The sequence below is a fragment of the Allobosea sp. P4_C6 genome (assembly GCF_056402015.1).
This window is the reverse complement of sequence record NZ_JBFUIF010000037.1, coordinates 13083-27112: the sequence shown is the minus strand read 5'-3', so window position 1 is coordinate 27112 and position 14030 is coordinate 13083. Positions and strand designations below refer to the sequence as shown.

10 protein-coding genes are annotated in these 14030 nt (G+C 64.3%); 7 read left to right on the top strand and 3 right to left on the bottom strand.

Annotated elements, in window-relative coordinates; translation table 11 throughout:
- Window positions 1-192: 192 nt before the first annotated feature.
- The 3 genes from AC1DVA_RS21200 to AC1DVA_RS21190 all read right to left on the bottom strand — a co-directional run bounded on the left by AC1DVA_RS21200 (window position 193) and on the right by AC1DVA_RS21190 (window position 4115).
- Window positions 193-972: a methyltransferase, TIGR04325 family gene (locus AC1DVA_RS21200; RefSeq protein ID WP_476807181.1), complete on the bottom strand. Its 780-nt coding sequence runs from the start codon at window positions 970-972 to the stop codon at window positions 193-195.
- Window positions 973-1446: 474 nt separating this feature from the next.
- Window positions 1447-2856, bottom strand: coding sequence for a mannose-1-phosphate guanylyltransferase/mannose-6-phosphate isomerase (locus tag AC1DVA_RS21195; RefSeq protein WP_476807180.1), 1410 nt, complete (start codon window positions 2854-2856; stop codon window positions 1447-1449).
- Window positions 2857-2891: 35 nt separating this feature from the next.
- Window positions 2892-4115, bottom strand: coding sequence for a polysaccharide biosynthesis/export family protein (locus AC1DVA_RS21190; protein ID WP_476807179.1), 1224 nt, complete (start codon window positions 4113-4115; stop codon window positions 2892-2894).
- Between the two features lie 415 nt (window positions 4116-4530).
- Here AC1DVA_RS21190 and AC1DVA_RS21185 point away from each other — a divergent pair, with 415 nt between their 5' ends.
- The 7 genes from AC1DVA_RS21185 to AC1DVA_RS21155 all read left to right on the top strand — a co-directional run bounded on the left by AC1DVA_RS21185 (window position 4531) and on the right by AC1DVA_RS21155 (window position 14028).
- Complete coding sequence (locus AC1DVA_RS21185; protein WP_265051312.1) at window positions 4531-5514, top strand: UDP-glucuronic acid decarboxylase family protein; 984 nt, start codon at window positions 4531-4533, stop codon at window positions 5512-5514.
- Entirely contained in the window at window positions 5514-6305 is a 792-nt protein-coding gene (locus tag AC1DVA_RS21180; protein ID WP_265051313.1) for a WecB/TagA/CpsF family glycosyltransferase, read from the top strand. Before AC1DVA_RS21185 ends, AC1DVA_RS21180 begins: the two co-directional genes overlap by 1 nt.
- Before the next feature lie 93 nt (window positions 6306-6398).
- Window positions 6399-7412 (top strand): NAD-dependent epimerase/dehydratase family protein, encoded by a 1014-nt coding sequence (locus AC1DVA_RS21175; protein WP_476807178.1) that lies wholly within the window; start codon window positions 6399-6401, stop codon window positions 7410-7412.
- Between the two features lie 146 nt (window positions 7413-7558).
- The gene (locus AC1DVA_RS21170; protein WP_476807177.1) at window positions 7559-9034 is read left to right on the top strand and encodes a sugar transferase; all 1476 of its coding nucleotides are present in this window, start codon (window positions 7559-7561) and stop codon (window positions 9032-9034) included.
- 90 nt (window positions 9035-9124) lie between these two features.
- Complete coding sequence (locus tag AC1DVA_RS21165) at window positions 9125-11308, top strand: GumC family protein (RefSeq protein WP_476807176.1); 2184 nt, start codon at window positions 9125-9127, stop codon at window positions 11306-11308.
- Complete coding sequence (locus tag AC1DVA_RS21160) at window positions 11305-11619, top strand: hypothetical protein (protein WP_476807175.1); 315 nt, start codon at window positions 11305-11307, stop codon at window positions 11617-11619. Before AC1DVA_RS21165 ends, AC1DVA_RS21160 begins: the two co-directional genes overlap by 4 nt.
- Window positions 11620-11865: 246 nt before the next feature.
- On the top strand, window positions 11866-14028 hold the full coding sequence (locus AC1DVA_RS21155) for a right-handed parallel beta-helix repeat-containing protein (protein ID WP_476807174.1): 2163 nt from the start codon (window positions 11866-11868) through the stop codon (window positions 14026-14028).
- The last annotated feature ends 2 nt before the right edge of the window (window positions 14029-14030 follow it).

Sequence of the window (14030 nt, the reverse complement as noted above, 5' to 3'; positions counted from 1 at the left end):
AATCGGGTATTGGGATCGCGCGCGCTTGCTCATTAGGCGGATGCGCACGCTAGGGTTGACGGGCTCGGAGATCGAAGCTTCCGGCGGTTTGGCGCATGCGGCGTCGTCCCGGCATGTCCGCGCGGCTGATGTGTCCATGATTTGGGCTGTTGCCCACCAAGGGGCGATTCCGACGCAGCTCGGAAGGATGCCCTATTGCCGTACCCACGCTTCGCCGACGACGCTGACGGATCTTGTGCCGTGGCGGCTGGGGACCACGAAATTCCGATCCGGAATGTCCCAGCGCGCCTGCAATGCGTAGCCGAGCGAGCTCCGAGCTTCCGCGAGCTCATCCTCTCCGAAAACGCGATACGGCATCCGCCCTCGACCAAAGGATTCGAGGGTGAAGAAGCCCCCTGATCGGGAGAGTGCGACCTTGTTGAGGATGATGGTTCGGGGCGCCCGCGCGCACTGCGCCACGATCTGCTTTAGGGAGAGCTCGACATATTGCAGCGAGCCGGAGCAGAGCAGCAGATCGCACGGCGCCGTTTCGCCGATCGTCTCGTGAAAACTGAGAGCGGATGCCCAGCCGGGCCTTTGACCGACCCCTTCGCGGCACACCGCCGGCACATCGACCACCTGCCACCGAAAGCCGTCCGGATAGGTCAGGTAGCTCGCATAGGCATAGTATTTGACGCCTACATGCCCGCCGAAATCCGTCATCGTCGCGAGTGCGCCGTCTTTGATCAGCCGCTCCATGAAGAACATCACGGGCCAGTCGAACGCCTGGACCTCCTTGAACTTCTCGAGATTGATCTGGACGATCTCGTCGTCGTCGTACTCCGCGCGCGGCCGCCCGGTCAGGAATGCGACTGCGGCGGCCCTCGCCTCGAAGCATCCCCAATGCCGGCCGTAGCCGATGCGAAACAGATCGTTCAGCAGGTCCGACCGCCGCGCCTGTTTCAGTACCGGGATGGACCAGATGCTCCCCACGGCCGTTCCTCCGCTTCACTGCTAAAGTCGTCCGATCAGGCTCGCGGCCGGCTCCGCAAAAAGAATGGCCAGGGCAAGCAGAAGCAGAGCCAGGGTCGCCCGCAGGCGGGTCGGCGGCGGTGCGAGGGGATGCGTTTGTCCGGGCGAATGGGTTGTCGGCTGCTCCTCCCGGCTTGCGGTCGGAGCGAGCCGTAGCGGCGCCTGCTTGGCAGAGGCGCCGAAGGCTGCGGTCATCAATTCGATGCCGCCTTTGTCGCCAGCGAGCCAATGCTTGGCGAAGGTCGGGTGGCGGACCGCAGGCAGAGTCGAGGAAGAAGTGCGGCTGCCGCGTTCTTGCTGGGCGGGTCTCGCGGACGTGATCAAAAGTGCCTCCGTTTCACTATGCCGAGCCGTATGTTTCTGCCGCCGGACGGCGGGAAAGATGCGATCTGCCCTTTGTTCCGCTGGAGATGCCGGCCCCGTTGGGCAAGGCATTCAAACCCGTCTGCGGCTATCGTCCATGCGAATGGCGTCGTCTTCGCCGAGATAGCTGCCATTCTGGATGCCGATGAGTTCGAGCGGCTCTGCACCGACATTCTCCAGCTGATGCGCGGTTTCGAGCGGGATGAAGATGTGCTCGTTCGCGCCGAAATGGCTGACCGTGTCTTCGATGGTCACGGTGGCCGTGCCTCGGACGACAACCCAGTGTTCGGAGCGGAAGCGGTGCTTCTGCAAGAGCAGCCGCCCCTGGGGAGCGACGATGAAGCGTTTGACCTGGAAGCCCTCGCCGGCATCGACGATCTGGTAGGAGCCCCATGCGCAATAGACGCTGGCATGCGTCTCGGCCTGGCTGCAGCCCTTGCTGCGCAGCAACTCGACCACCTGCTTGACCTCGGCCGCACGACCGCGATCGGCGACGAGCACGGCATCGCGGCTGGCGATCACGATGAGATCCTCGACGCCGAGCACGGAAGTCATCGGACCATCCGTCGAGACGAAGCAATTATGGACGTCGAACAGCTCGACATTGCCGCGACGGGCGTTGCCGGAGCCGTCATGATCGCTGAGCGCCCACAACGCGTCCCAGTTGCCGACATCCGACCAGCCGCATGATGTCGCGACGACTGCCGCTCTCTCGGTGCGTTCCATGACGGCAAAATCGATGGAGCGCTTCCCGGCTTTGACGAAATCGGCCAGGGCCAGGGCCAGGGCGCCGTTCTCCTCCTTCCCGTTCGCAACGGCGTTCTCGACCGCTCTCACGGTTTCCGGCTCGAAGGATCGGTATTCCTCGATGAGGGTGCTGGCGCCGAACAGGAAGTTGCCGGAATTCCAGAGCCAGCCATTCAGCAGGTATTCGGCGGCACGGCGCCCATCGGGCTTTTCGGCGAAGCGTTCGACATGCCGGGCTTCCCCTTCGAGCATCACCCCCGGCTCGATCCAGCCATATTCCGTGCAGGCGTGGCTCGCCACGACCCCGAATGTGACTAGGCGCCGTGCTCGTGCAGCGGGAATGCCGTTGGCAACGGCGCGCCGAAACGCCGCCGGGTTTTCGACGACATGGTCCGAGGCGACGACGAGCACGGGCGTGTCGGGTCCCTCCCTGGCCGCGATCATGCAGCCGGCGAGGATGGCCGGGCCGGAGTCCCGCCGCTCGGGTTCGAGCACGATATCGGCCGACGCGTTGATTTCGGCGAGTTGCCTCTCCGCCAGAACGCGGTGGTCGCGATTGGTCAGGATGATCGGCCGATCGAACAGCTTGTTTCGGAGCCGCAGAACCGTGTCCTGAAATGTCGAGCGCTCGCCGAGCAGCATGGCGAATTGTTTCGGCAGGGAATTCCGGGAGGTCGGCCACAGCCTTGTCCCGGCGCCACCACACATGATGATCGGGCGTATCTTGCAATGCATGGGAAGGTCCTCTCGCGGCGTATGCCGCGTGGTGGTCATTCCTGACTGACGAGACCCGTGATTGGGCGCATGCTTGCCTTGGCTTCGCCGGAGGCACGGTCTTCGGGCGAGCCCGCCTTGGGCGTGATCTGCACGATGTCGCCGGGTTGCAGCGAGGTTCCGAACGTCGCGGCAATCGTCACCGGTACCAGGCCGCCCTGTCTGGTGATCCGGATGTCCCAGTCCCCTGCGGTTCCGCTCCCGCCATTCGCGGCCAGCCTGCGCCGGCGGCTTTCGGCGATCTCCCGCGCGACCGGCACGCTGCGCCCCACTTCCAGGATCTTCAGGCGCGTCTCCTGAAGCTCGAGCACGACGCGGCGCATGAAGGCCGTATCGATGTCTTCCAGCCGCAGCGTCACTTCGCCCAATGCGGTGTCGTTCTTGGCAAGTTCGGCTTTGATGCGGGCGAGCTCGCTGCGCGTGCGGGCGTATTCCCGCTCGCGCTCGACCTGGACGTTGCGCAACCCGTGGCCGGTCGCGGCGAGCTTGTCGTATTCGGTTGATTGTTCGCGAGTGAGTTCGATCTGCCTTCGCGCCAGTTCGGCCTGCTCCGTCAGGGCGGTCTTCTCGGATTGGAGACGAGCCACCTGTTGCCGCAGCAGCTCGCGCCCGCCTTCATGTGCACGTCGTTGGAAGTCCAGGATTTCCTGCTCTCCCGCAGTGATCTGGGCGCTGCCTGTTTCGGCGCCCGGCGAAGGCGGAGCGAGCTGCTTTGTGCCGTCGCGTTCCGCTTCGAGCCGCAGACGCCTTGCCGTCAGGCTCTGGAGCGACGTCTCGAGCAGCCGCTCGCGCTCATCGGCGAGCAGGAGCTCCGATTTGAGGACGGAGATCGATTCGTCTCCCACCCGGTAGCCCCCGGCGAGCGCCACGGCCCCGAGGACGTTGAGACCTTGCCGGAATGGGTAGCTGCCGGGCGAGCGGACCTCGCCCATGATGTAGACCGGCTTCAGCTCGGCCACTCGCAGACTGACGACGGCATCGCGGAGATAGCCGTCCATGAGGGCAGTGCGGATCCGCATCTCCGCATCCGGCACCGACAACCCCGCGATCCTGATACGTCCGGCCAAGGGCATGTTCACGGCGCCCGCCCCGTCGAGCACGAAATCCCCGGAGAGGTCCGACTGGCCGAAGACCGAGACCGTGACCTTGTCGCCGATGGAAAGCGTTTCGACCGCTTCCCGTTCCGCCGCCATGGCCGCGATCGGCAGCAGCAGCGCCACGAGAAGCGGCAACAGGCGGCGCCGGAAGTGGCATTGCCACGACCATTCGGCACGGGCCGGTTTTTCGGAAGCGGGACGCAGTTCCCGGTGACCAGATGAAGGGGACAAGGCAGTTCCACACGGTCCTGCCCGGACGGACCTCGGGATTGAGCGCCGGGCAGGAGGCAGGATGTCAGCACTATGTCCGCTTTCCGCGTCGCCATTCAGGTCAAGGCGGGTCTCGGCAGGATTAATCCGAATGTGCACTGCAGCATCCGCGATTGCGGCAGAGCGTCATGTCGGCCTGCCGGGGAAGTAGCCCTTCCTCGCCCGCGCCAGGAAGAAGGCCCCCCAAAGCGCCCTTTGAGAACGGCGGCCTTGCGGCAAAGCTGCAGGCCTCTTCTTGCGCATGATTGCGACCCGTTGGAGTTTCCACATGCAGAAACGCATTCTCGTCACAGGTGGCGCCGGCTTCCTGGGTTGCCATCTCTGCGAGCGACTGGTCGCTCAAGGCCACCAGGTGCTGTCGGTCGACAACTACTATACGGGGCGCCGCGAAAACCTGAGCGGGCTTCTCGGTCAGCCGCTGTTCGAGGCGGTGAGGCACGACGTCACCTTCCCGCTCTATCTGGAGGTCGACGAGATCTACAATCTCGCCTGCCCGGCCTCGCCTGTGCACTACCAGCGCGACCCGGTGCAGACGACGAAGACGAGCGTACTCGGCGCGATCAACATGCTCGGCATGGCCAAGCGGCTGGGCATCCCGATCCTGCAGGCCTCGACCAGCGAGATCTACGGCGATCCCGACGTCCACCCGCAGGTCGAGGATTATCGCGGGCTCGTCAGCATCAGCGGGCCCCGCGCCTGCTACGACGAGGGCAAGCGCTGCGCGGAAACGCTGTTCTACGACTACAACCGGCGCCATGGCGTGGCCATTCGCGTCGCCCGCATCTTCAACACCTATGGCCCCCGCATGAATGCGGAAGACGGCCGTGTCGTCTCCAACTTCATCGTCCAGGCGCTGAAGAACGAGCCCATCACACTTTATGGAGACGGGCAGCAGACGCGGGCCTTCTGTTTCGTCGACGATCTGGTCGATGGCCTGATGCGCCTGATGAACGTGACGAAGCCGCTGGATAGCGCCGTCAATCTCGGCAATCCCGTCGAGACCACCATGGCGGAGATCGCGAACCTGATCGTCTCGATGACGGGCTCGCGTTCCGAGATCGTGTTCAGGCCCCTGCCGCAGGACGATCCGAGGCAGCGCTGCCCCGACATCAGCAAGGCGCAGGAGCTGCTGCACTGGACACCCAAGGTTCCGCTGCAGGAGGGCCTGCGGCGCACGATCGCCTATTTCGAGGACTGGCTGTCGCGGTCGCGCGATCCGGTGCGGCGGATGGAAATCGCGAGGGCCGGCTGATGACGTCGGAGCCCTCCCTTCCTCACGCGCGCATCATGGGCGTCAACGTCAGCGCCATCAACATGGCGGATGCCCTGCGCACGGTAGAGGACTGGATCGGCCGGAAGGCGCAGCATTTCATCTGCATCACCGGTGTCCACGGCGTGATCGAGAGCCAGTCCGACCCGGCGCTCATGGCGATCCATGAGCGTGCAGGCCTGGTCACCCCGGATGGGATGCCGCTGGTCTGGATGGCCCGCAAGCTCGGATATCGCGATACCGAGAGAGTCTACGGCCCCGATCTCATGCTGGCGCTCTCGGCGCTCTCTGCCGAGAAGGGCTATCGCCAGTATTATTTCGGCGGCGCTCCAGGCCTCGCGGACCGTCTTCGCGACTGTCTCACCAAGCGTTTTCCAGGCCTCGCCGTGGCGGGCACCCTCTCGCCGCCGTTTCGAGCCGTCGCACCCGACGAAGACGATGAGATGGTGCGCATGATCAACGAAGCCAAGCCGGACATCGTCTGGGTCGGGCTCAGTACGCCGAAGCAGGAATACTGGATGGCCGGACATGTCGGGCGCATCGATGCGCCCGTCATGATCGGCGTCGGCGCTGCTTTCGATTTCCTGGCCGGCACGAAGCGCCAGGCGCCGCACTGGATGCAGCGAAACGGGCTCGAATGGCTGTTCCGGCTGATGTCGGAGCCGCGGCGCCTCTGGCGTCGTTACGGCAAGATCGTGCCCCAGTTCATGATCGGCGCCAGCTTGCAACTGCTCCGTGAGAAGAATGCTCCGGCAGCTACTCCTAAAAGCTAGCCGATCTCAATAGAGGTATAATTCAGTTTTACCACTGCTAATGGAAACTGAAAATCGCTAACACCGAAACTCAATTCTTAGTGGAGCGATGTAATGTCTAGCAAATACGTGTTGGTTACCGGCGCCGGCGGCTTTATCGGCTTTCATCTCGTGAATTATCTGAAGAATAAGGGCTACAAGGTCAGAGGCGTCGATATCAAGGAGCCCGACTACGAGGACAGCTCGGCGGATGAGTTCAAGCTCCTGGACCTCCGCGAGATGGAGAATTGCCGGGAAGCCGTCTACGGCATGGACGAGGTCTACAACCTAGCTGCGGATATGGGCGGCATCGGCTACATTTCCGGGGCGCATGCCTCCATCACCTACAACAATACGATGATCAGCGCCCAGATGCTCAAGGCGGCGCATGATGCCAAGGTCGAGCGTTTCCTGTTCTCCTCCTCGGCCTGCGTTTATCCGCAGCACCTGCAGGATGTGCCTTCCGTCGTGCCTTTGAAGGAGGCGGATGCCTTCCCGGCCGATCCGGAGCCCGGATATGGGCTGGAGAAGCTCTATACCGAGAAGCTGTGCGAGTACTTCACCGAGGATTACGGCTTCCAGACCCGGCTTGTCCGCTTCCACAATGTCTACGGACCGCTCGGTACCTATGACGGCGGCAAGGAGAAGGCGCCGGCAGCGATCTGCCGCAAGGTCGCGCATGCGGCCTCCGGCGACACGATCGAGGTCTGGGGCGACGGCAAGCAGACCCGCTCCTTCATGTATGTCGACGATTGCGTCGAGGGCATCTTCCGCATCATGCGATCGGATTACTCCGGGCCGCTCAATCTCGGCACCGATGAGCTGGTCGATGTCAGCGGGCTCGTCGACATCGTCGCCGAGATCGCCGGCAAGACGATCAACAAGCGCTTCAACACCAACCGCCCGCAGGGCGTGCGCGGTCGCAACAGCGACAACACCCTTCTGCGTGAAGTGCTCGGCTGGGAACCGCCGATGCATCTGCGGCAAGGGTTGGTTCCGACCTATCGCTGGATCGAGGCCGAGGTGAAGGCCGGCGGCATCGAGCGTCACATCATGCCCCAGGTGGAGCCCATGATCGCTGCGCAATAGATCGGCGGCGCGTCCTGCGGGACGCACGCTGTCGATCCAACTCATTGTTGCAGCGCCAAACTCTCCCGAAAAGCGGAAATCCGCTTTTCGGTCTGGTGCTCCGGCGGTTCGGTTCTCCTTACCGCGCGATATCACGGGAGGCTGCCATGCCGGATATCATCACCACCGCGGTCTCGCCTGCCATCGCCATGCCGAGGCCGGATTATCGGGTGGGCGCCGGCGTGGCTCCCGCGACGCGCCGGCTGCTTGTCGCCGCCGGGTTGCTGATCGGTGATCTTGCCACCCTGACGATCGTCATCGGCATTCTGCAGTTTGGCGCCCGCATCGGCGGGTTCGGTGCGGACACCGCCATGCCCGGGCTGATGGTCGTCTGGGTCCTGGCCCTGTGCGGGGCACAAGCCGGCTTCGGCCTCTACGGCTCGGAACGTGCCGAGCCCGTCGACCGGCTGCGCCGGCGTACGCTCGGCAATGCCATCGCCGCGATGGTCGTGATCGCCTGGGTGTTGATCGGAGAACGGCCTGCGCCGCTGATCGGCATCGTGGCCGCCGGATCGCTGCTGGCCATCGCGCTCGGTTATTATGTCGAGATGCTGGTCCGTGGCGCATTGCTCAGGAGCGGGCTTTGGGCCGCCCCGACGGTACTGTATGGAACCAGGGCGGCCTGCGCGGCGCTTGCCCGCCATCTGGCGCTGCGGCCGGAGCTCGGGTTGAGACCGGTCGCGATTCTCACGGATGACGACGGGGAGTCGCTTGCCGAAGCCGGCCAGGCGGCCGGTCTTCCCGTCATCACCTGCGGACAGGCGAACATCATTTCGGAGCGGATCGAGGTCGCGCTATGCGCTTCGGGCGATTTGCCTGCCGAGAAGGCGGACTGGCTGGAACGCCTGCCGTTGCGCCAGATCTTCGTCGTCCACGACGCCTCGGCGCTTGAAATCCTGACCCCCCGGATGCGTGTCATGGGCGGGCTGCTCGGCTTCGAGCGGCGCAGCGCGATTCACATCCCCCGCAACCTGCGCCTGAAGCGGCTGGTGGATCTCGTGCTCGGCATACCGCTCGCCATTCTGGCCACTCCCGCGATCATCGTGCTCGCATTGGCCGTGAAGGCTGTCGATCCCGGGCCCGCCTTCTACGCCCAGCCGCGGATCGGCCGAAACGGCCGCATCTTCAAGGTCTACAAGCTCCGCAGCATGTTCTCCGATGCCGAGGTTCGCCTGGCGGCCCATCTCGATGCCGATCTCACGGCGCGGCACGAGTGGGAGCGGTTCTTCAAGCTGACGCACGACCCGCGGATCCTGCCTCGCATCGGGCAGTTCATCCGCCGCTCCAGCCTCGACGAGTTGCCGCAGCTCTGGAACGTGCTGCGCGGCGAGATGAGCATCGTCGGACCGCGACCCTTCCCGGCCTACCACAATCAATGCTTCGACACGGCGTTCCAGGCGCTTCGGACCAGCGTCCCGCCGGGTCTGACGGGATTGTGGCAGGTGACCGATCGCAGTGACGGCGATCTCGCGATCCAGAAGCGCCAGGACAGCTTCTACATCCATAACTGGTCGTTCTGGCTGGATTTGTACGTGCTGCTGCAGACCGTTCCGGCAGTGCTCATGGCGCGCGGGGCGAAGTAGCGCGGCGCAAAGGCCCAATCGGGCTGCCTCCGCGGAAGCGGGCAGCCTCAGTCGTCATCCAGAGACACGAAGCAGGCGGGACAAGCGACCATGGATTTCTTCAGCGAGATGAGGGCTCCTCGCCAGTCTCAGGCGCTCTCCCGATATTACGATGCCGCGACCTTCGACTTTCTCTCGATGCTCTGGCGGCGGCGTGGGCTGATCCTCGGGGTCACCTGCGGAGCCGTGCTGGTTGCCGCGCTCGCTCTGGTGGTCATGCCGCGTCGCTATGCCACCGATCTGGTCCTGCAATTCGACTTCACGCGCGATGATACGGCGGGAGGGGGAGGCAAATCGAGCAGTGTCGCGCTCGAGGCTTCGACGCTCGTGGAGAGCGAGGCGCGGATCATCCGCTCGCTGGCGACCGCGCGGGCCGTGGTATCGCGGCTGGGCCTCGACAAGGTATCCGAAAAGCCGGCCTCCTCCTTGTCCAGTCTCGTTGCGGGCGGCGTCGACCTGGTCTTCCCGCCCTGGGTCCGTGAGACCGCCCGCGAATTCGTGGGCCTGGGCGGGTCGACGAGCCCGCCGGCGTTGCGTGATGTCGTCGCGCAGGGGCTGCTGTCGTCGCTGACGGTCGGCAACGACTCGAAGGCGTATCTGGTCACGCTCACATATCGCGATACCGATCCGGATCGCGCTGCGCTCATCGTCAACGCCTTCGGCACCGAATATCTGCGGCGGAAGATGGAAGCGAGCACGAGCGCCTCGCAGCGCTCCAGCCAGTGGTACGGGGTGCAGGCGCAGGAAGCGCGCATCAACCTGGCGCGGATCGAGAAGGAAATCGAGGAGTTCCGCGTCCGGACCGGCTTCGTCGAGCTCGGGCAGGACGGCGCCGACATGCAGCAGCAGCAGCTTCGCGACGTGCTGACCCAGATCAACGCCGCGTCGGCGACACGTCTGGCGGAAGAGATGCGCCTGCGCCGGGCGCAGGAATCCATCGCCGCCGGCAACGTTCCGCAGGCGACGGATCTCGGCGGATCTCCGGTGGTTCAGGCGCTCCTGGACGAGGAGGGCAAGGCGCGCAGGGCTCTCGACGAAATGATCAGCATGGCCGGCGATCGCCACCCCGCAGTCACGCGGCTGCGGCTGACGCTCACTTCTGTGCAGGACCGCCTGAAGAAGCAGCTCGCCCAGTCCGTGGCCAATATCGACACCGACGTCCAGGCAGCCCGTGCCACGGAAACGGCGCTTTCGGCACGCGTCGCGACACTCCAGACGAAGTCGATCGAGGCGCGAGGCCTCGAGGGCCAGTTGCGGACCTTGCAGGCGGAGGCGACGGCCGCGCGCGACCGCGTCAAGCAGTTGTCCGATGCGCAGCAGCAGGCCAGTGCCGTGAGCGAGCTGAGGCCGGTCATCGCGCAGATCCTGGCTCCCGCCGAAGTACCTTCCCTGCCGAACACCCCCGGCCCGGGACTGGTGCTGAGCCTCGGCCTGCTCACCGGGCTCGCGGCCGGGGCCACGCTGTCCTTCATGCTGGAGAAGCGGGATCGCGGTTTCCGCAGCGAAAGCGAGTTCGCGCTCGAGAATCACAGCAGCTGCGTCGGGCTCCTTCCCAAGCTCGAGCACTACCCGAATGGTCTGGAGAGCCTCGTCTTCGCCGAAGCGGTCAGATCGACGGTGGCGGAGCTGTTTCCTCCCACGAATCCGCCGAAGGTGGTGCTGATCACCTCTTCGGCACCGGGCGAGGGCAAGTCCTTCGTGGCGTCGGCGATGGCTCGCGTGCTGACGGTGATGGGGCAGCGGGTTCTGGTGGTCGACGGTTCTCCGCGCCGACTCCTGCTGGGCGAGAACTTCCCGCATGAGGCGTTGCTCGACCAATGCCTTCCGCAAGGCGGCGATTCAGACTCTGCGAGCGCGACCTCCATCGCCACGGTGCGGCGCGCATCCGGCCTGAGGGACGGGCAGAATGTCTATTCGAATCCGGCTTTCGAGGCGATGCTGCGCGAGGCGCGCGCGCGATATGACGTGATCCTGTTCGAGGTCGCGCCCGTGCTGCTTTCGGCCGACTGCGCCTTGCTGCGCGAGCACGCCGACACCGTGCTGCATGTCGTCAAATGGAACGACACGCTCAGGACGACCGTTTCCGCCACGCTCGACCATCTCACGCGGCTTGGGCTCGACGTGGGAGGCATCGTGCTCAACGGCGTCGATCTCGAGGAACAGGGGCGTTACAACGCGACGGACCGCGGGCAGGCCTACCGCAATTACAAATCCTTCTATCAGGCTTCGGCATGATCGGCCGCCCCGCCTCGCCTTCGCTGGCCGATGCCGATCGCCCGGCGCTTCCGGCGGGCACGGGCTTCAGCTGCCGGGATTGCGGCTCTCCGGCTGTGCTGCTGCCGCGGGACCTCTCCGCCCAGGCGCTCGTGATTTGCGACCGCTGCCAGAGTCCGATCGCGACTCTGGCGGCCTTCCGGGAGTATGTCGATCGCCTGGCGGCAGGTGCCCAATGTTGCGACCATCACCTGACGATCTGCCAGATGGATGCCGGAAGGCCGGTTTCGTCCACAGGAGGGTCAGTTTTTAATGAAGAAATAATCGATTGATATAGTGTACCAAATTCGGACGGATAGTACGATCGGACTAATACCGTTTGATATAAATTCAGGTCTTTGGGTAGAACGCGATTGCCGGTCAGGGGTATCTAGGGGCTCGACCACACCGAGTGTGTTCTTGCCCTAACAGGAGACCCCTTTATGGCTAATTTCTACGTATCTACAACCGGAAACGATAACAATTCCGGACTCGATCAATCCTCAGCTTTTGCGACTCTTGAGCGTGCCCAGGAAGCCATGCGGCAGAGCGGGGGCGCCGATACGACCTACCTCGCAGGTGGTACCTACCATCTCGACAGTCCCATTCACCTGACGTCGGCCGATTCCGGCTCATCCTTCGTGGCGTCCCCCGGACAGAACGCCATCGTCAGCGGCGGTACGCCGATCACTGGCTGGACCCAGGGCGCGAACGGCGTCTGGTCGGCCCATGTCGATGACGCCCAGATCCTGCAACTGACCGTCAACGGCGTGCAGCAGGTCGAAAGCCGCTTTCCCAACGTCGATCCTTCCGATCCCATCCGAGGCGGCTGGCTCTGGGGGCAGGATCTGCCCGGTGGGGCCGATCCCAGCAAATCCCTCGCCTTCAATCCGTCGGACTTCCCGTCGGGCCATGCCCCGCAGGTCGGGCAGACGGTGACGGTGTTCTCCGAGAATGGCTACGCCAACGACCACCTGACGATCGCGTCGGTCAGCGGCAACGTCATGACCTTCACATCCGAAGCCAATTACGATCTCGGCCCTGCGAGCCGCTTCTTCGTCTCGGAGCCGGTGCCGGATGGCGTGGGCGAGTGGTCGTTCAACAGCCAGACCGGCACCGTCCTGTTCAAGGCGCCCGCCGGTTTCACGGGCGACGGCGCGGTCGCATCCTCCGATCACAGCCTGTTCGTCGTCGATGGCGCGAAGGATGTCGGCATCAAGGGCCTGACGCTGACCGACACGGCAGCGGTATCGGGCGATCCCAACACGGCAGCGATCGAGGCGCATAATGCGACTGGGCTGACGGTGGACGGGAACCATTTCGTCTATGTCGGCCTCGGTGTCGCGTTGCATGGCAGCAGCAACGGCAATGTGGTCTCGGGCAATAGCTTCGACCACATCTGGTCGAGCGCTGTCGCCCTGACGTCAGGGACCAGCGGCAACAAGATATCGAACAATGTCATCGACCACTCGAACGAAGCCTTCGTTCAGTACGGCTCGATCGACATGCAGGAATCGGCGCGCAACCAGATCGACCACAACACGATCACCAATGTGCCGCGCTTCGCCATTTCCGAGAACAACCACGATCCCGACATCGCATCCGGCGGCAATGTCATCGAGTACAACGACATCCGCCATGCCGGCCAGCAGACGCCCGATGTCGGCGCCATCTACCTGTTCTCTCACGAGGATCCCGGCGCACTCGGCGACACGATCCGCTACAACAACATCGTCGATACCGGCGGCCTCAACACGCAGGAGGGCGGGTTCGCGGAAAACTGGAGCTCCGGCATCTATCTCGACAACCTCGCGAGCAATGCGCAGATCTATGGCAACTTCATCGAGGGAACGTCCTTCAGCGGCATTTTGATCCATGGTGGATCGAATAATTCGATCCATGACAATACGCTGCTGGACAACGGAAAATACGGTATCGCGACCATCGGTGTCGACGGCTACGCCATCACCGGCAACGAGACCTACGAGAACTTCATCCAGGTCTCGAAGGATGGCAGCAACACGATCGATACCGATCAGACCAATGCGGGCCTGATCCACAACAACGTCTATTACAACCCCGATGGTAGCGAATTGACCGTCGCGGATCTCTCGCTGTCGAGCTTCCAGCAGCGCGGCGGCGACGTGGGTAGCGTCGTGACCACCCAGGCCGGCTTCGCGAATGCCGCGAACGGCGACTACAGCTTTACATCCGGATCGATGGCGCAGTCGCATGGCATCGAATCGGCTCCGTTCGAGTCCATCGGAGCAACGGGTGTGAGCTCGGCGCCGGATACGGGCACACCGGCGACGCCTCCCCCTGTTACGGCGGAGCCCGCTCCTCCCGTCACGGCGGAGCCCGCTCCTCCGGTTACGGCAGAGCCTGCACCGCCGGTTACGGCTGAGCCTGCGCCGCCCGTCACGGCAGAGCCCACGCCGCCTGCCGTCGAACCGACCCCGCCGGTAGCCGAGCTGCCGCCGCCGGTCACAGCGGAGCCCGCCCCGCCGGTCGTCGCAGAACCCGCGCCGCCCAGCGAGGAGCCATCCGCGCCGGTCGTTCCGTCAACGCCCACGACGCCGGGCGGCTGGGGGGGGCATCACGTCTCCTGGGGCGGCAACGGCGGCGGTCGCAACTGGTTCCAGGATTTGCAGGCGCAGCACGACAATCACGACCACGGCCATTCCTCGCACTGGCACTGGTAGGT

Bases quoted from the DNA above. Each gene is read 5' to 3' on its own strand.
- AC1DVA_RS21180 (WP_265051313.1), top strand. From the start codon at position 5,514: ATGACGTCGGAGCCCTCCCTTCCTCACGCGCGCATCATGGGCGTCAAC.
- AC1DVA_RS21155 (WP_476807174.1), top strand. From the start codon at position 11,866: ATGCGGCAGAGCGGGGGCGCCGATACGACCTACCTCGCAGGTGGTACC.
- AC1DVA_RS21185 (WP_265051312.1), top strand. From the start codon at position 4,531: ATGCAGAAACGCATTCTCGTCACAGGTGGCGCCGGCTTCCTGGGTTGC.
- AC1DVA_RS21165 (WP_476807176.1), top strand. From the start codon at position 9,125: ATGGATTTCTTCAGCGAGATGAGGGCTCCTCGCCAGTCTCAGGCGCTC.
- AC1DVA_RS21160 (WP_476807175.1), top strand. From the start codon at position 11,305: ATGATCGGCCGCCCCGCCTCGCCTTCGCTGGCCGATGCCGATCGCCCG.
- AC1DVA_RS21195 (WP_476807180.1), bottom strand. From the start codon at position 2,856: ATGCATTGCAAGATACGCCCGATCATCATGTGTGGTGGCGCCGGGACA.
- AC1DVA_RS21170 (WP_476807177.1), top strand. From the start codon at position 7,559: ATGCCGGATATCATCACCACCGCGGTCTCGCCTGCCATCGCCATGCCG.
- AC1DVA_RS21175 (WP_476807178.1), top strand. From the start codon at position 6,399: ATGTCTAGCAAATACGTGTTGGTTACCGGCGCCGGCGGCTTTATCGGC.